The 26,886-nt window shown below is 42.0% G+C and carries 32 protein-coding genes; 18 read left to right on the top strand and 14 right to left on the bottom strand.

The window, feature by feature from the left end; genetic code table 11:
• Positions 1-64 precede the first annotated feature (64 nt).
• The 3 genes from AC3ZVC_RS08300 to AC3ZVC_RS08290 form a co-directional block, all read right to left on the bottom strand.
• On the bottom strand, positions 65-628 hold the full coding sequence (locus AC3ZVC_RS08300) for a superoxide dismutase family protein (protein WP_490067869.1): 564 nt from the start codon (positions 626-628) through the stop codon (positions 65-67).
• Between the two features lie 106 nt (positions 629-734).
• Positions 735-944 (bottom strand): hypothetical protein, encoded by a 210-nt coding sequence (locus tag AC3ZVC_RS08295; RefSeq protein WP_490068867.1) that lies wholly within the window; start codon positions 942-944, stop codon positions 735-737.
• Between the two features lie 115 nt (positions 945-1,059).
• On the bottom strand, positions 1,060-1,791 hold the full coding sequence (locus AC3ZVC_RS08290) for a peptidylprolyl isomerase (RefSeq protein ID WP_490067868.1): 732 nt from the start codon (positions 1,789-1,791) through the stop codon (positions 1,060-1,062).
• Between the two features lie 160 nt (positions 1,792-1,951).
• Between AC3ZVC_RS08290 and kapB the strand changes: the two genes are divergently transcribed.
• Positions 1,952-2,332 carry a kinase-associated lipoprotein KapB gene (gene kapB / locus AC3ZVC_RS08285; RefSeq protein WP_490067867.1) on the top strand — a complete coding sequence of 127 codons (381 nt, stop codon included), beginning with the start codon at positions 1,952-1,954 and terminating at the stop codon, positions 2,330-2,332.
• Between the two features lie 39 nt (positions 2,333-2,371).
• Here kapB and kapD read toward each other — a convergent pair whose 3' ends face one another.
• Positions 2,372-2,992: a 3'-5' exonuclease KapD gene (kapD, locus tag AC3ZVC_RS08280; protein WP_490067866.1), complete on the bottom strand. Its 621-nt coding sequence runs from the start codon at positions 2,990-2,992 to the stop codon at positions 2,372-2,374.
• 216 nt (positions 2,993-3,208) lie between these two features.
• On the opposite strand from kapD, the gene AC3ZVC_RS08275 reads away from it, so the two are divergent.
• Positions 3,209-5,065, top strand: a complete 1,857-nt coding sequence (locus tag AC3ZVC_RS08275; RefSeq protein WP_490067865.1) for a transglycosylase domain-containing protein — start codon at positions 3,209-3,211, stop codon at positions 5,063-5,065.
• Between the two features lie 117 nt (positions 5,066-5,182).
• Here AC3ZVC_RS08275 and AC3ZVC_RS08270 read toward each other — a convergent pair whose 3' ends face one another.
• Positions 5,183-5,740, bottom strand: a complete 558-nt coding sequence (locus AC3ZVC_RS08270; RefSeq protein ID WP_490067864.1) for a DUF5366 family protein — start codon at positions 5,738-5,740, stop codon at positions 5,183-5,185.
• A 164-nt stretch (positions 5,741-5,904) separates the two neighbouring features.
• Between AC3ZVC_RS08270 and AC3ZVC_RS08265 the strand changes: the two genes are divergently transcribed.
• On the top strand, positions 5,905-6,447 hold the full coding sequence (locus AC3ZVC_RS08265) for a hypothetical protein (protein WP_490067863.1): 543 nt from the start codon (positions 5,905-5,907) through the stop codon (positions 6,445-6,447).
• Between the two features lie 41 nt (positions 6,448-6,488).
• Here the strand turns inward: AC3ZVC_RS08265 and AC3ZVC_RS08260 are convergent, their stop codons facing one another.
• Complete coding sequence (locus tag AC3ZVC_RS08260) at positions 6,489-6,707, bottom strand: hypothetical protein (RefSeq protein WP_490067862.1); 219 nt, start codon at positions 6,705-6,707, stop codon at positions 6,489-6,491.
• A gap of 839 nt (positions 6,708-7,546) precedes the next feature.
• Here AC3ZVC_RS08260 and AC3ZVC_RS08255 point away from each other — a divergent pair.
• From AC3ZVC_RS08255 to mnhG, 7 genes are read left to right on the top strand one after another with little or no spacing between them, the layout of a single operon-like run.
• Complete coding sequence (locus AC3ZVC_RS08255) at positions 7,547-9,952, top strand: Na+/H+ antiporter subunit A (RefSeq protein ID WP_490067861.1); 2,406 nt, start codon at positions 7,547-7,549, stop codon at positions 9,950-9,952.
• A complete protein-coding gene (locus AC3ZVC_RS08250; protein WP_026584030.1) occupies positions 9,939-10,361 on the top strand; it encodes a Na(+)/H(+) antiporter subunit B in 423 nt (140 codons plus the stop codon). Before AC3ZVC_RS08255 ends, AC3ZVC_RS08250 begins: the two co-directional genes overlap by 14 nt.
• Positions 10,361-10,702, top strand: coding sequence for a Na(+)/H(+) antiporter subunit C (locus tag AC3ZVC_RS08245; protein ID WP_026584029.1), 342 nt, complete (start codon positions 10,361-10,363; stop codon positions 10,700-10,702). Before AC3ZVC_RS08250 ends, AC3ZVC_RS08245 begins: the two co-directional genes overlap by 1 nt.
• Complete coding sequence (locus AC3ZVC_RS08240; protein ID WP_490067860.1) at positions 10,695-12,188, top strand: Na+/H+ antiporter subunit D; 1,494 nt, start codon at positions 10,695-10,697, stop codon at positions 12,186-12,188. The genes AC3ZVC_RS08245 and AC3ZVC_RS08240 overlap by 8 nt, the downstream gene beginning before the upstream one ends.
• A 2-nt stretch (positions 12,189-12,190) precedes the next feature.
• Complete coding sequence (locus tag AC3ZVC_RS08235; RefSeq protein WP_110064771.1) at positions 12,191-12,667, top strand: Na+/H+ antiporter subunit E; 477 nt, start codon at positions 12,191-12,193, stop codon at positions 12,665-12,667.
• Positions 12,667-12,951, top strand: coding sequence for a Na(+)/H(+) antiporter subunit F1 (locus tag AC3ZVC_RS08230; RefSeq protein ID WP_110064770.1), 285 nt, complete (start codon positions 12,667-12,669; stop codon positions 12,949-12,951). The genes AC3ZVC_RS08235 and AC3ZVC_RS08230 overlap by 1 nt, the downstream gene beginning before the upstream one ends.
• Positions 12,935-13,303: a monovalent cation/H(+) antiporter subunit G gene (mnhG, locus tag AC3ZVC_RS08225; protein WP_490067859.1), complete on the top strand. Its 369-nt coding sequence runs from the start codon at positions 12,935-12,937 to the stop codon at positions 13,301-13,303. The genes AC3ZVC_RS08230 and mnhG overlap by 17 nt, the downstream gene beginning before the upstream one ends.
• Positions 13,304-13,448: 145 nt before the next feature.
• On the opposite strand, the gene AC3ZVC_RS08220 is transcribed toward mnhG, so the two are convergent.
• Positions 13,449-13,832, bottom strand: a complete 384-nt coding sequence (locus AC3ZVC_RS08220; RefSeq protein WP_490067858.1) for a hotdog fold thioesterase — start codon at positions 13,830-13,832, stop codon at positions 13,449-13,451.
• A 106-nt stretch (positions 13,833-13,938) separates the two neighbouring features.
• On the opposite strand from AC3ZVC_RS08220, the gene AC3ZVC_RS08215 reads away from it, so the two are divergent.
• Positions 13,939-14,121 carry an asparagine synthase gene (locus tag AC3ZVC_RS08215; RefSeq protein WP_214724031.1) on the top strand — a complete coding sequence of 61 codons (183 nt, stop codon included), beginning with the start codon at positions 13,939-13,941 and terminating at the stop codon, positions 14,119-14,121.
• Positions 14,122-14,169: 48 nt separating this feature from the next.
• On the opposite strand, the gene AC3ZVC_RS08210 is transcribed toward AC3ZVC_RS08215, so the two are convergent.
• Positions 14,170-14,793 carry a DedA family protein gene (locus AC3ZVC_RS08210; RefSeq protein WP_490067857.1) on the bottom strand — a complete coding sequence of 208 codons (624 nt, stop codon included), beginning with the start codon at positions 14,791-14,793 and terminating at the stop codon, positions 14,170-14,172.
• A 427-nt stretch (positions 14,794-15,220) separates the two neighbouring features.
• Between AC3ZVC_RS08210 and AC3ZVC_RS08205 the strand changes: the two genes are divergently transcribed.
• Positions 15,221-15,490 (top strand): YuzC family spore coat inner layer protein, encoded by a 270-nt coding sequence (locus tag AC3ZVC_RS08205; RefSeq protein WP_490067856.1) that lies wholly within the window; start codon positions 15,221-15,223, stop codon positions 15,488-15,490.
• A 58-nt stretch (positions 15,491-15,548) separates the two neighbouring features.
• Here AC3ZVC_RS08205 and AC3ZVC_RS08200 read toward each other — a convergent pair whose 3' ends face one another.
• The 3 genes from AC3ZVC_RS08200 to AC3ZVC_RS08190 all read right to left on the bottom strand — a co-directional run bounded on the left by AC3ZVC_RS08200 (position 15,549) and on the right by AC3ZVC_RS08190 (position 18,654).
• On the bottom strand, positions 15,549-15,794 hold the full coding sequence (locus tag AC3ZVC_RS08200; protein ID WP_490067855.1) for a hypothetical protein: 246 nt from the start codon (positions 15,792-15,794) through the stop codon (positions 15,549-15,551).
• 355 nt (positions 15,795-16,149) lie between these two features.
• Entirely contained in the window at positions 16,150-17,280 is a 1,131-nt protein-coding gene (gene ald / locus AC3ZVC_RS08195; RefSeq protein ID WP_490067854.1) for an alanine dehydrogenase, read from the bottom strand.
• A gap of 117 nt (positions 17,281-17,397) precedes the next feature.
• Entirely contained in the window at positions 17,398-18,654 is a 1,257-nt protein-coding gene (locus AC3ZVC_RS08190) for a PucR family transcriptional regulator (protein WP_490067853.1), read from the bottom strand.
• Between the two features lie 318 nt (positions 18,655-18,972).
• Here AC3ZVC_RS08190 and AC3ZVC_RS08185 point away from each other — a divergent pair, with 318 nt between their 5' ends.
• Positions 18,973-20,382, top strand: coding sequence for an alanine/glycine:cation symporter family protein (locus AC3ZVC_RS08185; RefSeq protein WP_490067852.1), 1,410 nt, complete (start codon positions 18,973-18,975; stop codon positions 20,380-20,382).
• 49 nt (positions 20,383-20,431) lie between these two features.
• Here the strand turns inward: AC3ZVC_RS08185 and AC3ZVC_RS08180 are convergent, their stop codons facing one another.
• Positions 20,432-20,677: a hypothetical protein gene (locus AC3ZVC_RS08180; protein WP_490067851.1), complete on the bottom strand. Its 246-nt coding sequence runs from the start codon at positions 20,675-20,677 to the stop codon at positions 20,432-20,434.
• Positions 20,678-20,867: 190 nt separating this feature from the next.
• Between AC3ZVC_RS08180 and AC3ZVC_RS08175 the strand changes: the two genes are divergently transcribed.
• From AC3ZVC_RS08175 to AC3ZVC_RS08155, 5 genes are all read left to right on the top strand, one after another.
• A complete protein-coding gene (locus AC3ZVC_RS08175; RefSeq protein ID WP_490067850.1) occupies positions 20,868-21,641 on the top strand; it encodes an SDR family oxidoreductase in 774 nt (257 codons plus the stop codon).
• Between the two features lie 75 nt (positions 21,642-21,716).
• Complete coding sequence (locus AC3ZVC_RS08170) at positions 21,717-22,100, top strand: hypothetical protein (RefSeq protein ID WP_490067849.1); 384 nt, start codon at positions 21,717-21,719, stop codon at positions 22,098-22,100.
• A gap of 1 nt (position 22,101) precedes the next feature.
• Complete coding sequence (locus AC3ZVC_RS08165; RefSeq protein WP_490067848.1) at positions 22,102-23,133, top strand: alpha/beta fold hydrolase; 1,032 nt, start codon at positions 22,102-22,104, stop codon at positions 23,131-23,133.
• Positions 23,134-23,699: 566 nt separating this feature from the next.
• Positions 23,700-24,134, top strand: coding sequence for a phosphatase PAP2 family protein (locus AC3ZVC_RS08160; RefSeq protein WP_490067847.1), 435 nt, complete (start codon positions 23,700-23,702; stop codon positions 24,132-24,134).
• A gap of 101 nt (positions 24,135-24,235) precedes the next feature.
• Positions 24,236-24,757 carry a MerR family transcriptional regulator gene (locus tag AC3ZVC_RS08155; protein WP_490067846.1) on the top strand — a complete coding sequence of 174 codons (522 nt, stop codon included), beginning with the start codon at positions 24,236-24,238 and terminating at the stop codon, positions 24,755-24,757.
• Positions 24,758-25,012: 255 nt separating this feature from the next.
• Here the strand turns inward: AC3ZVC_RS08155 and AC3ZVC_RS08150 are convergent, their stop codons facing one another.
• Together AC3ZVC_RS08150 and AC3ZVC_RS08145 are read right to left on the bottom strand one after the other, a co-directional pair.
• Positions 25,013-25,774 (bottom strand): DeoR/GlpR family DNA-binding transcription regulator, encoded by a 762-nt coding sequence (locus AC3ZVC_RS08150; protein WP_490067845.1) that lies wholly within the window; start codon positions 25,772-25,774, stop codon positions 25,013-25,015.
• 133 nt (positions 25,775-25,907) lie between these two features.
• Positions 25,908-26,501, bottom strand: a complete 594-nt coding sequence (locus AC3ZVC_RS08145; RefSeq protein WP_490067844.1) for a sulfite oxidase-like oxidoreductase — start codon at positions 26,499-26,501, stop codon at positions 25,908-25,910.
• Between the last annotated feature and the right edge of the window lie 385 nt (positions 26,502-26,886).

Here is a 26,886-nt window from a genome sequence, read left to right as displayed (position 1 = left end):
TATTTCCCAGCTTTCTGATTATGAAAAAAAGCAGCTTCCCTTAGCAGAGAAGCTGTTCTTTGTTTTATCCTTCAGTCGATTGGTCATCCTGAGCCTTTTTCTGGTCCTTTTCGTCTTTATCCTTTGATATCTTGCCGCATGCGATGCGCTCTCCGGAATCACCAGCTGGCTGGGTCATACCATCATCCATTCCTTCATGGATGACAATTGAAGTTCCTTCCTTAGTGAGCAACGAGGTTTTGCCGTCTTTTAACGTAACTTGCGGAGCCATTAGATCTACCTTCACTTTGCCGTCATCCTCGACAATTAAATTGGGAAGATCTCCAGCATGGGCACCTTTCGGATGAAGCAGTCCGTGCTCCTTGTTGTCCGGGTTAAAATGGTTTCCGGCCGTTTTAAAATCTGGCGGCTCGCACTTTGCATCTTCATGAATATGGATGGCATGCTCTCCCGCCGGCAGGCCGTTTAGATCAAGACTCAGCATAACGCCGCTCGACTGTTCCTCAACCTTGATTGTACCTAAGGAATCTCCCACGGCATTAAACATTTCCACTTCCGTATTTGTAATATTTTCTTCTGCACACCCAGCCAGAAGCACTACAAAAACAAGCAACCAACCTTTTCTCATGTTAGTATCCTCCATCAAGACATTTTGTCTTTAGTGTTGCCTAATCAATTTTTTGATAAACAGAGAATAAAAAAAATGGACGGATCAGACAAAAAAAGAACAGCTCTCAGCTGTTCTCTTCCTGCCCATTTTGCCTGTTTATGCGATCTTCAAGTTCCTTTGCCTTCGCAGCCTCGCGTTTTGAAATACGGATAATTAATCTCATTGTCAGGATGGCGGCAACTAAAAAGATGGCAAACGTAACGGCTGCAGGGCCGTATTCTGATTTATCTTCCGGAAAATATAGAAACAGCGACAGTACATACCATTGCAACATCATATTCTATCCTTTCTGCAAAAGCAGTGGTTCAATGGTTTATTATATCAGCTATAAAAATACTGTCCAATTTATTAGCGGTTGTTCAAGCTTCTGGTTGATTGTGCCACTTTAATTATTTCAATACCTCGATCTTTTCAATCACCACATCTTCAACAGGTTTATCCTGCTCTGCTGTTTCGACTGCTGAGATGCTGTCCACTACGTCCATTCCTTCAACAACCTGGCCAAAAACAGTGTGTTTGTGGTCAAGCCATGGTGTTCCGCCTTTTTCATAGGCTTTAATGATTTCTTCCGGATAGCCTGCCTTTTCCATTTGTTCCTTCAAGCTTGGATCCACTGTCGTGTTTTGCACGATGAAGAATTGACTTCCATTCGTATTCGGTCCGGAATTGGCCATGGATAACGCTCCGCGAATATTAAAGAGCTGATTGGAGAATTCGTCTTCAAAAGCCTGTCCATAGATGCTTTCTCCACCCATGCCTGTTCCCTGCGGATCGCCGCCCTGAATCATAAAGTCTTCAATGACACGGTGGAAGATCAAACCGTCATAATAGCCATCTTCGCTATGTTTAATGAAGTTTTCGACTGTTTTTGGAGCCTGCTCAGGGAAGAGCTTGATTTTAATATTCCCTTTGCTTGTCTGCATTTCAACCAGTCTTTCATTTTCCTGGACCTCTTCTGTTAATTGCGGAAAACTATCCGAAGTTTCACTTGCCTGGTTTTCAGTTTGGGTTTCTTTGTTTTCGGAACCGTTTGCATTGTCCGTTTCCTTTTCAGTGCTTGTCCCGCATGCAGCCAGGATTAGCATTAAGGCAAGCAGCGGAGCAAAAATACGCCATTTCATGTGTTCATTCCTCCTATGTACGATATTGACAGCCTCTCCATAAGGCAAATCAAATTTCTGCTATTTTTTAGCTTACCTGATTTATTGAAAATTTGCACTTTGTTTTTTCAAACATGTAAGTCATAATAGGGCTAAAGAAGAATGGAAGGGAGAGATGACAATGGCAGACATCAATATCGGCGACAAAGTTACAGCCATTTATAAAACCGGCAAGTATATCGGGGAAGTAACAGATATCCGCCCGCAGCATTACCTGGTAAGAGTATTGGCGGTCTTAAAACATCCAATGCAGGGCGATTTACATAACCCTAAAGAGGCAGACGTTATGCTTTTTCACGAACGGCGTGCATTGGCATACAGGGAGCAAACCAATGTGCCGAAGCAAATGGTCAAGCCATTTGAAGAGGAAATACCTGAATATAAGGATTCTCTTAAAAAGGCACTTGATAAAATGAGGTCAGAGTTGGCGGAGGATTCATCCGCATGGGCTGAACAAAGCCTGAACAATATTGAAGCATTGGAAAGGGACTATTTTAAGTAAAATGAAAACAAGCCAAATCGTTTTGTTGGATTTGGCTTGTTAAGCAAATTTATTAAAAAGCTTGGAAAAATCGACCCGGTCTCCAATTGTTGTAGGCTCCGGCTTTTGAAGATACTTTTTATCCTTTTCTACCAATCTGAAAATATTGTAGGTAGTCAATGCATCATCCAAGGCACGGTGATGTTTCCCGGTTCCTTCTTTGCCGTACTCCTGGACGGCTTTCCATAAACCAGTCTGGTTTTGGTCTCCGAAAAAACGTTTATATTCCATCGACAGATCCACTTCTTTGCCTCTGAATGGAAAAGCTGTTCCTGCCTGATTGCAGTTATTTTTTAAGACCCTCATATCCATATTGCCCCATGTAATGATTGTGCAAGGCCGGTTTTGGTTCATTTCATTCATTTTTTCAACAAGCTCAAGAAAAGTAATTCCCTGGTCCACCTGTTCCTGAGAGATATGCAAAAAAGACTTGCATCGCTCGGACAATTTTGGAAAACGGACAGGAGTTACATAGGAAGAAAACTCTTCACAGATTTGATTGTTAATAACGGATACGATTCCAGCTTCAATGATCTCCGGATAAAACCCTCTATATGCACCGCCTTTTTCAGGCATTGTAAACTCAAAATCAATAAATAAGTATTGGTGCTCCTCCCCCACGCTTTCACCTGCTTTCACTTTAAAATTAACGCACATAATTTCTTATATTATAGCACGAAATATTTCAATTTTCTGTGTAATTTGGTTTTCAGCCCTGATTTTTTAACAGGTCGTCCCCGGTTTCACATGCACTGACAAAAAACTTAACTCCCCGCGGAAAAAGCCGAAAAATAGGATAGGACTTTAAAAACTGCAAAAAGGCGGTGTTATGGGCATTTGCGTACATGGACAGGCTTTTTTATCATACTTTTTTTGCTGCCCATTTTTGTCGTACTGGTGTTTGCCACTTCCTCGGAAACCCAAAAGGTGCAGGGCTTTCATGAGGTGCTGGATGAAAACCTGCAAATAAAAGAAATTCGTTTGCCGCTTACCAGCTATATAAAAGCAGGCAATGGCCAGGTAATCTCCGAAATACATCAGCCCGTGAACAGGGTATACTTGTCTTCCGTTGGCATACCTTCCTTTCTTAAGGATGTATTGATCACAGCAGAGGACCAGCACTTTTATGAACATGCCGGATTTGACATAGCTGCAATTGGCCGGGCTCTGGCGATCAATATCCAATCTGATGATATTGAACAAGGAGCCAGCACGATTACCCAGCAGCTTGCGCGAAATGTATTTTTGACTCATGAACAATCCTATAACCGCAAGCTCAGTGAGATTTTATATGCTTATGAACTGGAGCGGAAATTTTCAAAGGAGGAAATTCTGGAATTGTATATCAACGCGATTTATTTCCAGAATGGCGCTTATGGAATCGAAGCTGCATCCTGGCTTTATTTTCAAAAAAGTGCGGAGGATTTGTCAAAAGCACAGCTTGCATTTCTCGCTGCTATCCCAAATAATCCTTCCTTCTACGACCCAGTTAAGCATTTTGACAGGACAAAGAAGAGACAGGAAAGGCTAATTGACCAATTGAAGGAAGAAAATCTCCTTAGCCTGGAGGAAGCAGAAACGATAAAAAGTGAATCTATCAGCCTTCAGATGAAGCAAAGGATTGACTTGTACCCGGACTATGTAACGTACGTTGAAGCAGAACTAAGGGAATTGATTTCCCAAAAAGAGGGCTACTATGAAAAGATTTCAATTGCGGACGAACAGAAGAAAGCAGAATTAAATACACAGCTCGATGAAAGAATTTCCAGCTTAATGGAGCAGGGCATCATAATTGATACAGCCTTGAACCCTGTTCTCCAGGACAAAGTAAAAAGTTCGCTTCAAAAACGGCTGCCCTACAAGGATGTTGAAGGTGCCGCAGCTGTAATTGACAACGGCACCCTGGAGATATCCGCATTAGCCGGCGGAAAAAATTATAATAAATACGATTTTAATAGGGCATTCCAGGCCTACAGGCAGCCAGGCTCTGCCATAAAACCGCTCCTTGTGTATGCGCCATATATCGAGCGCACAAACGCTTCTCTTCAGGATCAAATAAATGCCGGTGCTTTTTGCAGGAACGGCTACTGTCCGAAGAACTATGGCGGGGCCCGCTATGGGATGGTGTCTCTGGAAAGAGCCTTCATTCACTCCTATAATACACCTGCTGTAAGGCTATTGGATTCGATCGGGATTGAAATGGGATTTAAGGATTTATCACAGTTCCGTTTTAAAATGGTTTCTAAAAAAGACCTTGGCTTATCTGCTGCAGTCGGCGGCTTCTTGTACGGAATGACACCACTGGAGCTTACTTCTGCTTATACCGTTTTTGCAAATGAAGGATATTACCGGCCGGCAAGAGCGATACGAAAAGTTACCAATCTAGAAGGCGAACTCCTTTATAGCTGGAATGAGCCTTCTGTTCAGATATGGAGCAATAGGACAACAGACAAGCTCCGGCAATTATTGGCGAAAACGATCCAATCCGGTACTGCACGAAAAGCACGCATGTCCAATGGATACGCTGGCGGTAAAACAGGAACAACCAACGGGTACAAAGATTACTGGTTCATAGGCTTAACTGGTCAGTATACGGCCGGAGTCTGGATTGGAAAAGACAATCCAGGCAGCCTCAAGTCTATCCAATCACAAGCTCCCCAGCTGCTGATTTGGAAGGATATGATGTCGGACTAAAAATTGTTTACCGATCAAAATGGTTTAGCTGATAAAATGAATCTTTCATTGGTAAATTCCAATATCTCTTTGATAAGATTTAAAAAGGAGGGCACCCTTTACGGTACGCCCTCCTTTTTAAATCGGCAGACTCGCCATGATGCTGTTGTAAATTTTAATAGAAAGATAGACCACGCCGGTCAGTATAGAGGACCAGATGATAACCTGAAAAAAAATCACACCGGTCAAGCCCGCAAAAGTTAACGATGTACTTGCCTTGTACACAAAATAGATAAAGTAAATAAGAGTCGCTGCTGCGAATATGATTCCGATGCCTGTATAGCTGAACAGGCTAAGCAGCGATAGAGCGCCTCCAATAAAATATATGGTGGAACCACGGCGTATCTTTGTCAGACTATCTCCTTCCAAATCCTTTGAAAAAAACAGAAGAGAAAGCCCATTAATCGTATCAGCTACCAGTTTTAAAGCGGCAAAAACCATGAAATACATGACTAATAGCAAAATGGTCAGAGATAGCTTAACTCCGCCTTCTGAGAAAAACTCCAGCATCCCCTTATAGATCCCTGATTTCTTCAAAAAGATAACCAATTCCATCTGGGTTTTAATTGCTAGAGAGGTACTAAACAAAATAATCGCTAAAAGCGGAAAATAACTCGTTAAGTATGTATTCTTCATTTCTTCCCCATTCAAATAACTCTTTTATTCTAGCTATCTATTATCATCGATTTTCATAATTTTTACAATAGCCGCCCCGATCTGTATATTTCAGTTTTTCCCGGCATAGATATAAACCATATTCTAGCAACTCCATTTGTCCTTTAGAAAAAGGGGGAACACATTTGAAAAAAGGATTTTGTTTTCTTATGGCCATTCTTTTGTTATTGGTTGTATTTATAAACCCGGCAGGAGCTTCGGAAGTGGAAAAAGGATTTGAGGAAGTGCTTGAAGAGCAGCTGCGCAGTACTGTTCACTATTATAATGAAAACTCATTTACAGTCATTGATGCATATGGCATGCAGGGCAACGTTACAAAAATTGTTACATCAGATGACCCCTCCACCTCGGAGAATGAGGAAGAGATCGAGGAATACTCCTCACATATCGGTGTTGTATTTCTGGAATTGGAACAAAAAAGAGATAAACTATTTATTTTTAAGAAAAAAGAATTTTATTATTATGACTTTGACAAAGAAGAATTTCTTACCGCATCAAATGTATTAGGCAATGATTCCATTCGTGAATTCTTCGATATGTATGTAGATGACATCGAGAAAAAAATTACGGCATTTTCTAAGTTATTATTTTTGTTTTTCCTTTCGTTTATTATAACCGTCCCGCTTTCCATTATGATTTTTCACAACCGCGGGCGAAGCAAATACTAATAGGACAGCAGTCAAGAGGATGAGGAAACTCATCCTCTTTATTATGACGCTGTCTGTATCCTCACATATTCCCTTGATTCAAATACCTTCAGCCTTTGTTTGCCCCCGGCTTCCAATTCATAATTTGCCGGTATCATCTCGACCACTTCTTCTTCTCCAGGAATATAGAAATCCCGTTTCGTTTGATGATCGAGTATCCAGGCTCCTGCGAAAAGCAGGGCAAAGATAGCAATGGCTGCTGAGACTTTATGTCTGATCATACAAACACCACCCTAAGAGTAGTGTGCATAATTAATGTATTATTTATTCACTGGGATGCGCTGCTTTTTTGTAAACTGTACACCATTTAGCGGAAATCAAACTCTTCTCACTACTTGTTAAAAACAACGTATAGATTGTTGTTTTTGGACTATAAAACTTGCCCGTTGATTTCCGCTCCAGAGGAACGGGAGCCTCCTCGGCGTTTCACGCCTGCGGGGTCTCCCGCTCCCTCTCTTCCCGCAGGACATTGAATAAGCTTCCTCGAATAAGCACCGCACGAAGAAAATGCGAATGCATTTTCGAGGATCAAGTGCCTTCCACTCCAATCAACTCAGTAAATTAAAACTGGTTTGTAAGCAACAAATTTTGCGAAAAACAGCTATTTTTAAAAATTAATTTCAAAAAAATTTTCCTAATGGATTCGGGTTTCTACCTATTTAATAAAGAAGGGATAAAACCTGTAATGATAAGGGTTTGATGAATGCAGAGACTTTTAATTTAGGGTATAATTTGTTCTAGGTGCATGGGCGGGTCGAATTTTTGACTTTTATGATTTCCATTTGGCTGGCAAAATCAAGTCACACTGCCATGTGATTGGATATTATTACTCAAGAAGGAAAAACTTTTTATAAAGCGCTTCCTTTAATTTAGGAGAGCAATGTGAAGGTTTTTACAATCAGATTCAGGAGATAAATGAGGGGGAGTTTATTCATTCTGATTAGGAAAAATACATTCTTTCTTTCTATACGTAAGAAATTTTTCCTGTTTAAGAGATTACAGTGTTAAAACAAATGGCCATGCTGCTGAAAATTACATACATATTAAAGGGGGTAATGTTTTGTCTTTGCTTCACCTGGCAATAATTTCACCATTTTTACTTGCCATACTTGTGCCAATTGCGTACAAGCTTTTTAGGCAAATACATACGGGTTGGTTTATTCTTCCTCTGCCAATCCTTTTATTCAGTTATTTTATCTCTTACTTATCCATCACCTCTAATCAGCAATCAGTAACAAAATCTTTTTCATGGATTCCATCACTTGGAATCGATTTCACGGCTAAAGTCGATGGATTAGGCTTGCTGTTTTCTTTGCTGATTACCGGAATTGGAGCCTTAGTTGTTCTTTATTCCATTTATTATTTGGATAAAAATAAGGAACAGCTGAATACCTTCTATGTTTATTTGCTTCTTTTCATGGGAGCGATGCTAGGAGTTGTTCTATCGGATAATTTGCTCGTGCTTTATACTTTCTGGGAATTTACAAGTTTTTCATCCTTCCTGTTAATCGGATATTGGTATCACAGAGAAAAATCGCGTTACGGTGCACAAAAATCGATGATCATAACGGTTTTCGGCGGTCTTTCCATGCTTGCGGGGATTATTCTCTTATATCTAATGACTGGGACCTTCAGCATTACGGAAATCATTGCACAATCAGATGAAATTTTTACGAATCCATTATTTGTTCCTGCTTTGCTTTGCATCTTGCTTGGTGCATTTACAAAGTCAGCACAGTTTCCTTTTCATATCTGGCTTCCCGATGCCATGGAAGCGCCAACACCAGTCAGTGCTTACCTGCACTCAGCAACAATGGTTAAAGCCGGCATTTACTTAGTGGCAAGAATGAGTCCGGTATTTGCCGAGCATTCGCTTTGGCTGTGGCTTGTAGCCGGGTTTGGTATAGTAACGCTATTCTGGGGCTCCTTCTCGGCTGTCAAACAGACGGATCTAAAAGCCATTCTTGCTTTTTCAACTGTCAGCCAGCTGGGCATGATTATGTCCCTTCTCGGAATCGGCGCTGCCGCTCTTCACTTTGAAACGGTTGAAGATAGTTATTTTACTGTTGCTACAACAGCTGCTGTATTCCACCTAATCAACCATGCAACCTTTAAGGGCAGTCTTTTCATGGTAGCTGGAATCGTCGACCATGAAACCGGCACCCGCGATATCCGCAAGCTTGGCGGATTAATGAATTTTATGCCGATCACCTTTACTCTGGCGATCATTGGCACATTTGCAATGGCAGGACTTCCGCCTTTCAACGGATTCCTGAGTAAAGAAATGTTCTTTACAGGCATGGTCCGTGTTCTGGATATGGATATTTTCAATTTGGATACATGGGGCTTCTTATTCCCAGTTCTGGCCTGGGTGGCAAGTGTATTCACATTCATCTACAGCATGGTGCTTGTATTCAAAACATTCACAGGCAAATTCCAGCCTGAAAAATTGGAAAAGAAACCGCATGAAGCTCCGATTGGAATGCTGATTTCACCAATTGTACTGGCTTCTTTGGTCATCATTATCGGTTTCTTCCCTAACATTATTGCGAACACGCTTATCTCACCTGCACAGGCAGCCATTATGCCGCCTGCAGAAGGATATATGTATGATGCTCATATTTACTTCTGGCATGGTTTTACGCCGGAATTGTTTATGACTTTGGGTGTCATTACTCTGGGAATATTGCTATTTGCAACTCTGCCGAAGTGGAGAAAAGTATATGATATGTTCCCTGAGAAGCTTGCATTAAATCGTTTTTATGATGGGATGCTTGAAATCTCACAGAGAGCTTCCTTTAATTTGACAAGATTATATATGAATGGGTTTATCCGGACCTATCTTGTGTATATTTTTACCTTTTTTATTGTTGCATTGGCAGCTACTTTATTTATTAAAGATGCATTTAAATTCGATACGAGCAATGTAGCACCGATCCATTATGCTGAAGTCCTGCTGGCATTAGGGATTGCAGCTGCTTCTATTACAATCCTTTTTGTCAAATCAAGAATGACTTCCATTATTTTGTTGGGAGCAGTTGGGTACACCGTTTCGCTTTTCTTTGTCATTTTCCGTGCACCTGACCTTGCCCTGACACAGCTTGTAATCGAAACCATTTCTGTTTCATTATTCCTGCTCGCATTCTATCATCTGCCAAAGCTGCGGCATGAAGAGCGGATCAGATTTAAAATGACAAACGCCCTTATTTCTGTGGGAGTTGGTGCGGTTGTAACCATGATAGCCCTTTCAGCACACAGCAATAAGATGTTTGATTCGATTGCACAATACTATGTAGAAAATACGTATAAAGAGGCAGCAGGAAAAAACATGGTCAATGTTATCCTTGTTGACTTCCGTGGTTTTGATACCATGTTCGAAATTACCGTTCTCGGGATTGCGGCACTTGGAATTTTTGCCATGATCAAGCTTCGCCTGGAAGGAGGAAAGAAAAATGAAAACAAATGACATTATTTTGCAGACGGCAACAAAGGTTGTTTTGTTTATCATTGTTCTTTTTTCTGTTCATATCTTCTTTGCTGGCCACTATACTCCAGGCGGAGGATTCGTTGGCGGTTTGCTGACATCCGGAGCAATCGTTCTGCTGTTATTGGCTTTTGACATGAAAACAGTATCAAAAATTCTCCCTGTCAATTATATTCATATGATTGCAGTAGGGCTCCTTTTTTCAATCGGAACAGGGGCGGGAGCATTGCTGTTTAACGTTCCATTCCTAACCCATGCGTTTGGTCATGTCGAATTGCCTGTATTGGGAGATACTTCACTCCATACGGCTACACTGTTTGATCTGGGTGTTTTCCTGGTTGTTGTAGGCGTTACGATGACCATTATTCAAACGATAGGGGAGGATGAATAATGGAAATATTAATGGCTTTTGTTATTGGCATTTTATTTATGTCAGCTACGTATCTAATGCTGTCAAAAAGCTTGCTGCGCATTATCGTCGGGACAGGCCTTCTGAGCCATGGCGCACATATGCTGATTTTAACTATGGGCGGTTTAAAGAGGGGAGCTGCCCCGCTGCTCGGCGAACATGCGAGCTCATATACAGATCCAATTCCCCAAGCGCTCATCCTGACTGCAATCGTAATCAGCTTTGGGGTTACAGCCTTCTTCCTTGTGTTGGCCTACCGTGCTTACCAGGAACTTGGCACAGATAATATGGATCGAATGAGAGGAACTGAAGGAAATGATTAACTTTTTGATATTGCCCATCCTGATCCCTTTGATTACGGGAGTCCTTCTCATCTTCTTTGCTAAAAAAATCATGCTGCAAAGGTGGATTGCAGGCCTTTCATCAGTGATAACCATTATGGTTTCAGCTTTATTGGTTCAGAAGGTGAGGACTGACGGGATACAAACTTTAGATGTTTCAAGCTGGGAGGCACCCTTTGGCATTACGCTTGTTTCTGATATGATGTCTGCCATTCTCGTTCTCACAACCAGCATAGTCGCTTTTGCATGCCTGATTTATTCCTTTTGGAGCATAGGAGAAGATCGGGAAAAGTTTTATTATTATGCTGCATTCAATTTTTTGATTGTTGGTGTGAATGGTGCTTTCACAACCGGTGACATCTTCAACCTCTTCGTCTTTTTTGAAGTTATGCTGATGGCCTCCTATGTTTTGCTTGTTTTGGGGGGGAAGAAAGCCCAGCTCAGGGAGTCAATTAAATATATTCTAGTGAATGTAATTTCTTCCGCTTTATTTGTTATAGCTGTAGCCTATTTGTATTCCGTTGTCGGCACGCTAAATATGGCGCATATTTCTGTTCGCATCAGCGAAATCAGCCAAGTTGCACAACCAGGAATTATAACAGTTATAGCCGTTCTGTTTTTGATCGTTTTCGGATTAAAAGGGGCCATTTTCCCTTTATACTTCTGGATGCCAGGTTCGTACTACGCACCGCCGGCTCCGATATTGGCTTTATTCGGAGCTTTGCTGACAAAGGTCGGCGTGTATTCAATCACAAGGACCTATACATTGTTCTTTTACCATGACATCGGGTTTACCCATCAGCTCCTAAGCATTCTGGCGATTATGTCAATTATCGTCGGTGTAATTGGCGCGATTGCATACTGGGATGTTAAAAAGATTATCATCTACAATATTATTGTGGCTGTGGGTGCCATCCTGTTTGGTATTTCAGCAATGACACCGGATGCTCTTTCCGGGTCCATCTTTTATTTGGTCCATGATATGATTATTAAAGCGGCATTATTTTTACTTGCCGGAATCGTTTTTGCGATTGCAGGAACGAGTGATTTGCAAAAGATAAGCGGTTTGATTAAACGCTATCCAGGCTTAGGCTGGACCTTCTTTATCGCAGCGCTTGCCTTGGCTGGAATCCCGCCGCTAAGCGGCTTTATTGGAAAGCTTCTCATTGTGAAAGGCGGATTTGAAGCGGAGCAATACTGGGGAGCTGGAATCGTTTTAATGTCCAGCCTTCTGGTCCTATTTTCAATTATGAAAATTTTTATCAATGGATTCTGGGGAACTCCTCGCACTTATAAAGGGGAAGACAAAGTACCTGTAAGAAAAATGATGATTGCCCCTGTTATCCTTGTTGCCATTGCCGTTCTTTACGGTGTCGGCTCTGAATTTGTTTATCCGTATATCTCACAGGCTGCTGAAACTCTTGCAAATCCAAATATCTATATTGAAGCAGTTTTAAAGGAGTATTGAGTATGGCATTTCAAATATTATTAAATGTGTTCCTTGGATTTATGTGGATGTTTTTAACAGGATCATATGAACCGGTTGCGTTCCTTAAAGGATACCTTTTTGGCCTGCTCATCATCTTTACTTTCAGAAGATTTTTCGATTCCCGTTTTTATCTTTTAAGAGTTGTGGCAGTGATCAATCTATTGTTTATTTTTATTAAGGAGCTTATCCTTGCTAACATTGGCGTGCTTAAAGTATTGTTAAAGCCAAAGCTTGATATGCGCCCAGGAATTTTTGCCTATCCTACTGTGCTGAAAGAGGATTGGGAAATCATGGTGCTTTCCAACCTGATCACACTGACTCCCGGGACACTGGTTGTAGACGTTTCACCTGATAACAAAATCCTATACATTCATGCGATCGATATCGATGATGCAAAGGAAACCATTGATTCAATTAAAAACACGTTTGAAAAAGCGATTATGGAGGTGAGCCGATAATGCTGAATACTGTTGTGTTAATTGCCATTCTAATCATATCGGCTGCCACCATAGGATTGATTTACAGAGTCATTAAAGGGCCTACAACTCCCGACCGAGTGGTAGCGCTTGACGCAATCGGAATTAATCTCGTGGCGATTGTCGCTCTTATTTCAATCGCCCTGAATACAAATGCGTTTGTGGAGGTCATCCTTCTTATTGGAATTCTCGCTTTCATCGGGACTGTAGCCTTCTCTAAATATTTGGAGAAGGGGGTTATTATAGAAAATGAACGAGATCGCTAATATTACCATCATTGTGCTAATCATAATCGGGGCCTTTTTAAGTCTTGTAGCAGCATATGGCGTCATTAGACTTCCGGATATCTACACGAGAAACCATGCGGCATCAAAATCAGCTACTTTGGGTGTGATGTCCATTCTGCTTGGAACGCTGCTCTTCTTTTATGTAAAAGATGGCTTTTTCAATTCCCGAGTGCTGCTCGGTATTGTGTTCATCTTCATGACTTCTCCTGTCGCCGGTCATTTAATCGCCCGTGCTGCTTATAATTCTGGCGTCAAGCTCTGGGATAAAAGCGTACAGGATGATTTGAAAAATGCACCGCATATGAAAAAGTCAGCCAGTAAGGATCAATAGATCATAAACCCGCGGGAGTTATGCACTTCCGCGGGTTTTTATCTTGCTTAAAAAAGGGGCTGATAAACTTGCCTGTTGAGGCAGCCCGACATCTCTTCTCCACAAAAAAAGCCCGTTTCCACAGAAACAAGCTTTTTTTAATCCCTTATTTTCTTTTAATAACTGCCATTGTACATCTTGAGGTACAGATCAGTTTATCGTCTTCATCCGTAATTTTAATATCCCATACCATAGTTGTACGGCCCTGATGCAAGACTGTTGCGACCGCTGTCACGATTCCGTCCTTTTTAGCACGGATATGGTTGGCATTGATTTCAAGGCCGGCTACTGATTCTGTTTCCTTGTCACAAAGCTCGTAAGCACCAATGCTTGCTACGGTTTCAGCGAGAGCGACGGAAGCCCCGCCATGCAGCAATCCAAACGGCTGGCGGGTCCGGCCGTCAACAGGCATAGTAGCCACCACACGGCCTTTCTCAAGAGACAGTATTTCCATTCCAAGCGTTTCGATTAATGTATCTTTCAAATCCATTCCCCTATCCCCTTTCTTATGTAAAATGTTGTCATACTATAATTCATTATATAAGAACAAAATAGGTATGTCCTGTTGGACAATCACGATAAAAGAGGTGACCGCCATGAATCGTGTTCGCGAAGGATTAATTCCGGCTGTACTCGGCACTGCCGTTACTGCTGCAGGCTATGCAATGAATCAGCGCCGCAGAACAAATAAAACAGTATCAAACACCATCGTTGGTTTTGGGCTCGCCCATATTGTGCTTGGCGCCATCGACCTTGTTGAGCATCGAAATCAGTATTAGGCGGCTTTTTTAATAAACAAAAGGCAGCTGCTCAGCTGCCTTTTTAATCTATAATCCCAAACCCTGGTCATGAAGCTTTTCATGTTCTTTCCCGCGCTTTCTTCGAATAAGACGGACCGCAATCGTAAGCACAGCTACAGCCGCCAGTCCAAGCAATAGTTCCTTTTCATATTTGATTATTGTATTAATATGATCCCCAAATACGTATCCCAGTGTAAAAGTTAGGGAAAGCCATAACAGCGCGCCGCTGTATGCAAACAGAGCGAATTTTTTAAAAGGCAATTTACTGAAGCCATACAAAAAGGGAAGGAAATTTCGGATGCCCGGAACAAAATAACTGAAGGAGAGAGAAAAGGCATGATACTTTTCCATTAGCTTTAATGAGGAGTCAATCACTCTGGAAAACCTTTTGCTTCTCTGAAAATATTTCAGAAGCGGCCTGCCGATAAAACGGCCGATTGTATAGCAAGTGGTAAGGGCTGCCAGTATTCCGAAATAAATCACGATAAACGCGAGTACAGGATGAAGCGATTTTAAAGAGGAAGAAAGACCGACAGTCATAACAATCAATTCATTGGGAACAGGAAAAATAAAAACGCCTACCCACAGCCATAGAAACAGCCCCAAATACCCGTTATTTTCAATGACTTCCAAAATCAATTCCAATTCCATATGGGGCCTCCTATCCTGTTTTAATTGTGTTTCCCAATTTCACTAACACGCATTTATATATTCTTCATTCCCTTCCTTTACCCCTTTAATTATTATATCAATCCTTTCAAAATTTGCCCTTCTAAAGCAACCATATGCGAAAGCCTTTTTTCTATGACGGAGGACAAAAAGTGAATTTTGGTTTCCTAACATTTCAGAAATGACTTTCATAGGAAGAGCCCTTTTTTCATATATTGGAAATGCGTTCAGTGAATATACATGAAGAAAGGGGCAGAACCGGATGCACCCCTATTATTATTTTCGATACCCAAGGCCAGGACCCTATTCTCCACCTCATGGCTTCAAGCATTATCCTGTAAATTATCAAGGCTTTTACCATCCTGTTTACTTTTATAGGACATTTCCTGGTGTGGATCCCGAGATGTTCATGAGCTCGGCAAAAAAAATGGAAGTAATTATGAGGGATGCCAGCACATTACTGGTAAACATGGCGGAATCAAAAAAATTTTCGTATGATCTGATGTCAGCTGCCCAACAATCAAAAATGAGTGAAGTTGAAAAGATGATAAAATCAACAGGCATTTCTCAAGTACCTTCTGTGTCTTATACGCCAGATGGCCTCAGCCTTCATTTCGAATCCGAGAAGGAAGGTAATGTGAAATGCTGTGATTTGACTCTTAAGCTTCGGTGGATGTAGGATAAGATTCATTTCTGCAGAAAATAAAAAAGCTCTCCAGCCAGAGAGCTTTAACTTTTTATTGATAATAAGGATTTCCTCCGTATCCATAAGGGCCGTATCCCGGGTATCCGCCGCCATAAGGACCGTAAAACGGTGCCGGGGGCCCATAGAATGGCCGCGGCGGGCCGTAGAATGGCCTTGGAGTAAATAATGCTGCCCCTAATCCGCCTCCCAAAAAACCGCCAAGCAGACCTCCTATAAACGGTCCTCCGAAAAAGAATCTGTCGCCCCCGCGATGATAAGGGCTTCTATAGTGATGCATATTGGGTAACCTCCTTATTTTCATTGCCTTCTCTATTTAATATGCAGATGTCCTCATTTTGAGTGGGCTATTAAGAAAAGCAAAAGGCTTCGAGGGGGCAGGCGCTTTGCGCAGGACAGCTATCCAAGCTCAAATTTCAAACCTATTTCATCATACCAGCGCACATAAAAAAGCCCTCTCCTATTAATCAGGAAAGGGAGGAAATAATTAAGGCTTACCAACCTTATTATAAAGATTCGCTGAATGACGTCTTTTTATGGGTGGTTTTTATACAAGAATATTTTGGTGGAAAAATAGTCGGCCAGTACCAAAAGCAAAACCCCCTGAGCCTCATCGCTAGGGGGTTTTTGGTATATTAGTTTACTGCTTTAACTTTAGCAAATGCTTCTTCTGCAGATACATAGTCATAGCCAAGGTCTTTTGCAACCGCTGGGTATGTGATGCTGCCATTTACAACGTTCACGCCAAGCTTAAGTGCAGCGTTATCTTCAATTGCTTTTACAACGCCCTTATTCGCAATTTGCAGAGCGTAGTTAATTGTAACGTTTGTAAGAGCGATTGTAGATGTTCTTGGAACGGCACCAGGCATGTTCGCAACTGCATAGTGTACAACGCCGTGCTTTTCATAAGTTGGGTTGTCATGAGTTGTAATATGGTCAACCGTTTCGAAAATACCGCCTTGGTCAATTGCCACGTCTACAACTACAGAACCAGGCTTCATTGTTTTGATCATTTCTTCTGTTACAAGCTTAGGTGCTTTAGCTCCTGGGATAAGAACAGCACCGATTACTAGATCTGCCTCTTTAACTGCTTGTGCAATATTGAATGGGTTAGACATTAGCGTTTGGATGCTGTTTCCAAAGATATCATCAAGCTGGCGAAGACGCTCTGGGCTTAAGTCGATAATTGTAACCTGTGCACCAAGGCCGATTGCCATTTTCGCAGCGTTGATACCTACTACACCGCCGCCAACGATTGTCACTTTGCCGCGTGATACGCCAGGAACACCGGCTAAAAGAATTCCCATGCCGCCATTTGTTTTTTGAAGGAACTGAGCTCCGATTTGAGAAGCCATGCGTCCTGCCACTTCACTCATTGGAGTAAGAAGAGGCAGTGTGCGGTTTACTTCTACTGTTTCATAAGCAATAGCAGTAACACCACTTTCAGTTAATGCTTTTGCTAGCTCAGGTTCAGCTGCAAGGTGAAGATATGTGAAAAGAACCAAACCTTCACGGAAATATCCATACTCAGATGGAAGTGGCTCTTTAACCTTCATGACCATTTCTGCAGCCCAAGCTTCTGCTGCTGTATCAACAATGACAGCTCCAACTTCTGTATAGTCTTCATTTGTGAAACCGCTTCCAATTCCTGCGTCGATTTCAACAAGTACTTTATGTCCGGATTTAACTAGTGCATCAACGCTTGCTGGTGTTGCAGCAACACGGTTTTCGTTGTTTTTAATTTCTTTAGGTACTCCAATAATCATGGAAAAATCCCCTTTCAATCTATCAAGTATGAAATTTACTATACTCAGTATAATAATTTTATAAAAGCGCTGTCATTGTTAATTCGGTAAAATGAAAGAGCCTTCATTTGTGGAAATCTACAAATGAGGGCTCTTTTTTTCCAAACGCCTTATTTTCAGCTCAAGATACAAGGAGAGCTTTGTATTGGTATTTTTTAAATCGACTTCCCCTATCTCTGTGATTCTCTTCAGCCGATAGTTAAGTGTGTTCATATGGACGTGAAGTTTCTTTGCTGTTTCGTTTACATTGCTGTCATGGTCGATAAAAGCTTCCAGAGTAGCTAATAGATTGGTTCGATGCTCAGCATCGTATTTTACAAGCTTTTCGATTGCAGGGTGCTCATAAGGTTCTGCCCGCTTTTTCTCCAGAATCGAATCAAGGTACCGGAATATGCCAAGCTGCTGATAGCTATATACCTCCTGGGTTTCTTCCGTAAATTGATCTTTAAGCCTAAGAACCTTTAATGCCTCCTGGTAGCTCTTTTCCACTTTTTCATAGCGGTCGTAGATGGTTCCGGTGGCCCCGCTAATGTGGTCAATGGTAAACCTGGTTTTCATTTGATCGATGAAGAACTGGATGAACTCAATGAATGGTTTTTCAGATAAAGAAGGTTCAGGCGGTGCTGCAAGGATAATAAACTCATTCCCCATCGCTGCATAAAAGGTAATATTAATTTTCTGGCTAGTAGTAATCAGATAGATAATATTTTGTTCAATTTTTGACGTGATTTCTTCCTTAAACTGAAAGACGAGAACGGCAAAGGGGGCTGGCGGTTTGATATTAAGATCCTCGAATCGGCCCAAAATTTCATTATGGCTTTGAAAATGGCCGGTTAACAGCTCCCAGAAAAAGTCCTGGTACCCTTCCACTCTTTTCTTTTTTTGCGAGTTTAGTTTTAACAGTTCGGTCCTTGCAGACTGGGCAGCCAGTTTTAGAAGGTTCAGCTTGCTTGCTGTTAAAGGCGCTTCTTCCTCCACTGCCCAAATATAGCCCAGTACTTCATTATGATTACGGATGGAGATTGCTACCCGATTGCCGAGGCCGATTTCCGTTATTTCCGGAATTCTCAAAGGTTCACCGCTTTGCATGAGCTGGGGAATCACCCGTTCCTTCCATAGACGGTTAATGACCTTTTCCGGCACCTTTCTGCTGATAATCGTTGCAATTCTTGCCGTATCCGTCTGGTCGTCATGCGTACTGTAGGCAATCAGGCGATGATTGACATCCTCTATTGTCACTGGACATTCCAAAACATCCCGAATCTTATCAACCAGTTCCTCGAGATTGCCAAACGTCCTCTTAAACGGATCTTTTTCCAATTTATCTTCACCCAATCCTAAAACCCCTTTAAACCACTAATATATACTCTCATAATTAATATCCTATTGAAATTCCAATAACACCATTTCCAACCTATAATATTATACCTCATTCCACCCCCAACTCTCTACCAAAGCTATAATGGCGATTCGACAAAATTCGGGTGGTACCTGGTACTTTTTTTATAAAATTCCCAATAGTTTTAATTTGTGAAAATGGGTTGAAGTTATATTCAGATAATTTTACAATAGGACATGTTCACAAAGTTATCATAGTTTATTAGTTTAGGTTATTAAAATTGAAAGCGTTAACATCTGGGAGGCGACGATTTTATGCTTGAAACGCTTAATAAAATTAATGGGGTGCTTTGGGGTACACCAAGTTTGATTTTGCTTTTTGGTACTGGTGTTCTATTAACAGTCATGCTGAAAGGTCTTCAGTTCAGAAGACTGCTGTATGCATTTAAATTAGGATTTACAAAGGAAGGGCAAGCTTCCTCTAATGATGAGGGAGATGTGAGTAACTTCAAAGCCCTTATGACGGCTCTGGCTGCTACAATCGGTAACGGTAATATTGCCGGTGTGGCAACGGCGATCACGCTAGGGGGTCCTGGTGCCATCTTTTGGATGTGGGTCGTTGGTTTGCTTGGAATGGCAACCAAATATGCCGAAGCGCTATTGGCTATGAAATATCGTGTTAAAAATGCAAATGGCGAGTATTCCAGCGGGCCTATGTATTATGTAGAGCGCGGCCTGGGCAAAAAATTCAAGTGGCTGGCAGTTGCATTTGCCATATTTGGCGCATTTGCAGCACTTGGAATCGGGAACAGTGTTCAATCAAACACAATCGCAGCTGTAATGGATACATCTTTTGGCATTAATAACTGGGTAACAGGGATTGTTTTAGCAGTACTTGCAGCGTTAATTATTTTTGGCGGAATTCAGCGCATCAGTACAGTTGCCGGATTCTTTGTACCAATCATGGCAGTTCTTTATATTGGCGGGGCTTTGATTATCCTTGCCGTTAACTACGACCAGATCATCCCTGGTTTTGAAACAATCTTCTATTATGCCTTCAATCCGGTTGCAGCAACTGGCGGATTTGTCGGTGTTGTTGTATCTGAAGCAATTAAAAACGGTGTATCGAGAGGTATTTTCTCTAACGAAGCAGGTCTTGGTACAGCTGCCCTTATTGCTGGTAACGCAAAAACAGACCACCCTGTTAAACAGGCGCTAGTAGCCATGACAGGTACTTTTATTGTTACAATCGTTGTTTGTACAATGACTGGATTAGTTCTAATCATTACAGGATTCTGGGATACAACAGGCGGCTTGCTATCAGGCGTTCAGCACGAAGCCAATCTTGACGGCGGCGCATTAACGAGTGCAGCATTCACACACGCCCTTGGCACAGTCGGGGAGTATATTGTAGCATTCTCCGTTATCTTCTTCGGTTTCTCTACAATCGTGGGCTGGTATGTTTACGGTGAAAAATGCTTTGAATACCTTGTTGGAACTAAAGGCATTATGGCATACCGCGGAGTATACATTTTTGCTACTGGAATTGGAGCAGTTGCAAGCTTGACAACCGTTTGGGCTTTCGCTGACATGGCAAACGCATTAATGATGATTCCAAACTTAATTGCATTAATCCTGCTTAGCAAAGTAGTTGTAAAAGATACAAACGAATTCTTTGAAAACCACTACAAAGCAGCTAGCAAGCAGCAGAAAATGGCTAGTTAATAATAATATCTAAAACAAACACAGGTCTCTGATCTGTGTTTGTTTTTGTTTACCACGAGAAAAAAGAAAGCTCATTTTTATCCGAGATATATTTAAATATGCGGTAGTGATAGAGAAGTTCATCTGCATAAAGCTCTCTTTCGCCAACAAAGGAATAAGCACTCAGAAATTCCTCTATATCCTCCCTATTATCCGTATCCCATTCCCCTTTCAGCCACACTTTAAAAGCCAGTCCGCTGTTAAGCACTTGAGAGCCGGATTCATTAAAGATCTCCTCGATTTGTTCCCTGTCCATGTTTCGGCCTCCCCTCAGTTTATTATTCATCCTTTTCTCTTTCCTTCTCCCTTATACATTTTGGGACAAGGCGAAAATACCAATTTTGGCACCACTGGCGGTTTGCTTGTCTATACTATATCGAAGTCTATTTTAAAATAAATCTGCTAAAAGAATGGCAAACACAATTTTGCTAAAGGGAGGGATGACGATGGAACTGAATGAGTTATTTCATTTGGATAATAAAACGGCAATCGTAACAGGCGGCGGACGCGGACTTGGCGAGCAAATGGCGAATGCACTTGGAGACGCAGGAGCGAACGTTGTAGTGTGTTCACGCAATCTCGAAGCATGCGAGCGCGTCAGCAGCAGCTTAACTGCAAAAGGAATCGAATCGCTTGCCATGGAGTGTGACATTACGAGCGAAGAAGACATCCAAAAAGTAATCAATAAAACTTTAGAAAAATTCGGAAGCATTGATATCCTGATCAATAATAGCGGCACGTCATGGATTGCTCCCGTACTGGAACTGCCTGCTGATAAATGGGACAAAGTCATGAATGTAAATTTAAAAGGTCTGTTTTTATTTTCACAGGCAGCCGCAAAGGTGATGACGAAACAGGGCAGCGGAAAAATCATCAATATTTCTTCTGTTAACGGCATGAGGGGGGCAAATTCGGCTTTTCTGGACGCAGTCGCCTATAGCACCAGCAAAGGAGCAGTTATCTCCCTCACAAAGGATTTAGCTGTAAAACTGGCCCCTTTAGGTATCCAGGTAAATGCCATTGCTCCAGGCTTTTTTCCAACCAAAATGACAAAGGCATTGGAAAAATCAAGCTCAGTCATCCTCAAAAACGTTCCTGCTGGAAGATTCGGCAATGATGATGACTTAAAAGGAGCTGCTGTCTTCCTATCCTCAAAAGCCTCTGATTACGTTACAGGCCAGGTTTTAGTCGTCGACGGCGGTATGACTGTATCACTTTAGTTTTTTATTTATGATTACCGTTCAAAAAGGAGGATTAGACTTTTTGAACCGCATCTTATAGAAAGGAGAATGAATATGACCATAAACCATACAGACGCCCTATTGAACGCTATAAAAAAGGTAGGGATGAAGGTGGAGAAAGAGCTGAATGAATCGATCCAGAGCTCCATCAATAAAGAAGATGTGTTAAACAATATGCTCACCCGCTCTGAGGTCACGGCCGCCGCTATGAAAAAGCTGCAGCAAGCCATTGAAACTCTCTCTATCCCTCTAAATTTCCCTACAAAAACAGATGTGGCAAATGCCGCTAAATTGACGGTTCAGGCGGAAGAAAAAATGGATCTGATCGATGAAAGAGTGATGTCTTTGGCTCAATCGATGGAGGAATTAATAAAATCGCTTGGCGGCCCACAATCAAAATTAGAATCTTCCAGCAGCAGTGAAAGCGCGGATCAATAAGATGGCAGAAACTCCTTTATATAAAAAATTGCAAGGGTTTTTCAAAACCATCAAGCAGCCTGAACCGGAAACAGGGTTCACTCCCCGCACGGCTGCTTGGAAGAAAAACAAGGCTGTTCTCTGGCATTATGCACCCGCTGAAAAGAAATACAGGGTGCCAGTCTTCCTTGTTTATTCCTTGGTAAATCAAGCTTTTATTCTTGATTTGGGGCCGCAGAATAGTTTAATCGAAGCCTTGACCAACAGCGGCTATGATGTTTACTTGCTCGATTTCGGCATTCCAGGCTATGAGGATAAAGACATTACGATGGATGACTATATTGTCCAATACATCCAGAAGGGTGTCAGGAGAGCTCTATACCATTCCAGAGCAGAGGAAATAACGGTTATGGGCTTTTGCCTGGGCGGGACTTTTGCAGCCATTTATGCTGCCATTGCAGAAGAGCCTGTTAAAAATTTGATCCTATCTGTTGCGCCGATTGATTTTAGCCTGGTCCCGGTGTTCGACCAGTGGGCAGAGGAATTGCGGGAAACAGACGCTGACCTGGATTCCATCTTGGATGCATGGGGCCTAATTCCTGCCCCGGCCATTAAAACGGGAATGCGGCTGGTTACCTCGCCTGTCTATTATTCCCCTTATTTAACCCTTCTGAGCCGTGCCGACAATGAAGAATACGCCAAAAGGTGGAAGCGGTTCAACCACTGGACAAATGGCCATATTCCGTTTGCCGGTGCAGCTTTAAAGCAAATACTGCATGATCTCGGAAAAGAAAACAAGCTTGTCAAAGGCAGCCTCGTCATCGATGGAAAAAAAGCATCTCTTGGCAATATTAACGCAAATCTCCTTGCAGTTGCTTCAAGCTATGACCGCCTTGTACCGAAAGAACAGCTTCTTCCCGTCATGAACCTGGTGTCAAGCAAGGATAAACAATTTCACCTGCTGGAGGGCGGACATGCCAACCTTACATCGGATGGAAAGGTTCCTGGCTATATGAACGAATGGCTCTCGGTCCGTTCTGAACAGATAAAGTAAATCTCTTCCCCTGCCAAAGCGGGGGAGTTCAATTTTAAAGGAGGTACCTCAATGTTTTTCTGGAATTACACCCATTTTGATAAAAGCGGACATACCATCAGTGCGTATATGGGCTTCGCTTCCCTTGTTTTCAAAGACTTTTTTAAAAATTAAGTATTGTTAAGAACCATGCTATTGCTGCATGGTTTTTACTTTGTTTTAGGCTGTGGTAAAGCGTATGGGTGTATTTATTGATTTAAAGCGTAAAGCGCGGGATTCGCCTTTCCTTCGTGCGATGCTTATTTAATGTCCTGAGGGAGTGCAGACTACAGAGGTTTTGTTTAAGGAGGCTCCCGCTATGCTGGCAATATATCCATGAAACAATCATTAGTCTGCGAACAGCTTGCTTCAGCAAATTCCCATATCAGGTTTTGAGTTAATAAGGGCAAAGTGGCAAATATTAAGGGTATTAAGGCAAAAGGAGATTGTAAAATGGATGAAAAGTTTTTCAACGCAATAACCCGGATATCCGGCCGTTTTGCCCCCCTGGATCTCTGATGATTCTCATTTCGAATAAGGCAAGGTATGTGTTTTTATTTGCACTGGCAGGTATGTGGCTGGCAAAAGGGCCAGCAAGAAGGACAGCAAAAAAGGCTGTGCTGGCTTCTCTGTTCGCACTAGTCCTGAACAGATTCATCAAGCTTATCTATTTTAAACCGCGGCCCTTTGTAAAAAGAAAGGTAGGGATATTGATTCCATCAAAAAGGGATTCCACTTTTCCAAGCAAGCATACAGTAATGGCATTTGCTGCTTCTGTTGTCATCCAAAACGGAAACCGATTTATAGGCAATGTTTTGTGCTGGCTTTCAGTTCTTACTGGGTTTTCACGTATTTGGGCTGGCCATCATTACCCTTCTGACATCATTGGAAGCGCCATGATAGGAAGCACTGTTGGCTGGATTACCGATAGATTTTTCAAGATGAATTCCTCAGAGCACAACGAGGAATTCAAAAAAATGTAAAATTAACACTATCTTTGGCGAAAGAAAACTTGTTTTGTCACCCGGGAAGGACTTCTTGTTTTCAATAGAGAATTGGGTTTGGAAAACGGGAGGGGATCAGGATGAATACGAGTGCTGTAGCCAAATTATTAGGGGTTTCACCAAGCACTGTGCAGCGATGGGTCAAACAACTGGAACTCCGGACGGAACGGAATGAATTGGGGCATTATTTATTTACGAATGAAGATATTGATCTGCTGAAGCAGGTTCAGGATCAGCTAAATCAGGGATTGATTTTGCAGGATGTAACCGTAAGGGGCAAAAAGGCCAGAAAAGGAACTGTCCAAAACGAACAAACGAACCCAGCCATGGAAAAGGTTTTGTTAAAAATAAGCGAACTTGAGCAGAGACTGAACGGAAAAGCAGATGACGTTGTCTCTTATCAGCTGCTTCAGCACCGCCGGGAAATAGAAGAATTTCAGAAAGAGATAGAACGCTTGAATAAACGGATTGAAGCACTTGAAGCCAAACAAGCTGGAAACAGCCGTAAAATTCCGGCTGATACTCTTTTGGTTTTTGATCAGGAAAAACCAAAGAAAAGGCTTAAAAAGAAAAATATCTTTTCTATGCTCTTTGGGTTTTAGTGGACGGCAGTCTCCTTCTAATAAGCTGTGTTAAAGATCTTTGCGGATAGGAGCGGAAGGGGCAAGAGGCTCTTGAACTGCCCGTGAAAAGCGAACACCTGCAGCGGAAATCAACGGGCAAGGTAAACAGATCCTGCTAATAAAAAAGCGTTACAGCTGCTTTCCAGCTAGTAACGCTTTTATGGTTAAGGGAATACTTCAGTTAGAGAGCACAGACCGTCACGCCCCAAGCGGGTTACGCCAGCGCCTATTTGATTAGCCCTCTGCTATCAGCAATTCCACATTAAACCTCTCCAATATGTCGATAAAAGCTTTTTTAGGCATTTTATCCGTTATAAGAAGATCAACATCAGTTAACTCGGCAAACCGAAAAAACTCGGTTACACCGATTTTGGTATGGTCAGCAAGGACGATTACCTGGTCCGCCTGGCTGATCATTTTTCTTTTAACCATACCATCTTCCTCATGAGCAAGAGTTAGGCCGCTTTCCGAAAGGCCGACTACTCCAATGAATGCTTTATCCACTTGATACTGTGAAAGCTTTTCAATAACAGAAGAGCCGTATAAAAAGCGGTGCTCTTTTTGCAGCATGCCGCCAAGCAGCAGGATATCCGCATTGGGATTTGATGAAAGTATTTCCGCCTGGTTAATTGAATTAGTTATAACCGTACAAGAAATTTCTCCCATATTTTCGGCACATGCCTGAACGGTCGTGGAGGTATCCAAAATAATTCTTTCACCGTCTTGGATAAGGGATGCTGCACTTTGCCCGATTCTTTTTTTCTCGGAAGAAACCATCTTTAGCCGATTGGCATAATCCTTTACTTCATGGCGGGGAGTTGGCAGAATTGCTCCCCCTCTTGTCCGGATAATCTTCTGTTCCTCTTCAAGCCTAACCAGATCGCGCCTTGCCGTGTCTCTAGATACATTAAACAATGTACAAATTTGTTCTGCCGATATCCGCTTATTGTTTTCCAGATAATTCAGTATCGCTATCAATCTTTCTTCTTGGAACATATTATACCGCCTGCTTTTTTAAGTGAAATTGCTTTTGCGTAAGCAATAATAAGTAGTTATCTTATTATAAACTTTTTTTATAAGTGTTTTCAAGTGAATATAATGAAAAACTCTGCCAATGCTTATGATGGATTTAATCCCAGCTGAAGCGTTCTTCTTTAAAGGGATCCCCATAATTATGGTAACCGTTTTTCTCCCAGAATCCCGGCTTATCAGATTCTGAAAATTCAATGCCTCTCACCCACTTGGCGCTTTTCCAAAAATAAAGATGGGGAATCACTGCACGCAACGGAAATCCGTGCTCAGGTGTTAATATTTCACCATTATGCGTATGCGCCAGCATACTGGTCTCTCTTAGAAAATCATCAATTGGAAGGTTAGTTGTCCATCCTTCCTCTGCATGGAGGATGACAAATTTTGCAGTCTCTTTTACACCTGCAATCCTGGCCAGCTCTACAGCCGAAATTCCCTTCCACACATTATCAAGTTTTGACCAGCCCGTGACACAGTGGATGTCATTTTTATACTCAGTCTGCGGGAGATTCATCACCTCGTCATAAGATAACGCAACCTCCTTTTCCACTTCCCCAGAAATTTTTAGAGACCATTCCTGCATATCGCTGTAATAGGGGACATTTCCATAATGCAAAACAGGAAAGGACGTCGTAACGTTCTGGTTGGGCGGTACCCTGCCGGAAACCTGTTTTCTTACTTTCCCAAAATACACTGCCGCCACCTCGGTTCGTTTTTTCTTTATGGTAACCTACTTTTAAGGTGGTTAAAAGTATATAGAAAAGCAGCCTCCCTAAAAAAGAGAAGCTGCTTTTACTATGCTCTGCTGCCTGTTGATTTTTGAGGATCTCGTACCTTCCCCCCAAATCAGCAGGGTGCCACATAGCCTTTTATTAAGGCTCTTTTCGTATAGATTGTTGTTTTTGTTTATGAATTCTGCCCGTTGATTTCCGCTGCGGGCACTTGCTTTCCGCGGGGAGGGTTGCGAGCCTCCTCGGCTTCGCCTGTGGGGTCTCGCACTTCCCTCACTTCCCGCTGGAGTCAAGTGCCCTCCGCTACAATCAACTCAGTTGGTTAAATTATAATTGCCTTCACAAAGC

This window comes from Cytobacillus sp. C11.1 (assembly GCF_058145115.1).
The sequence above is the reverse complement of the archived record's forward strand: the minus strand, read 5'-3'. Positions and strand labels throughout refer to the sequence as shown.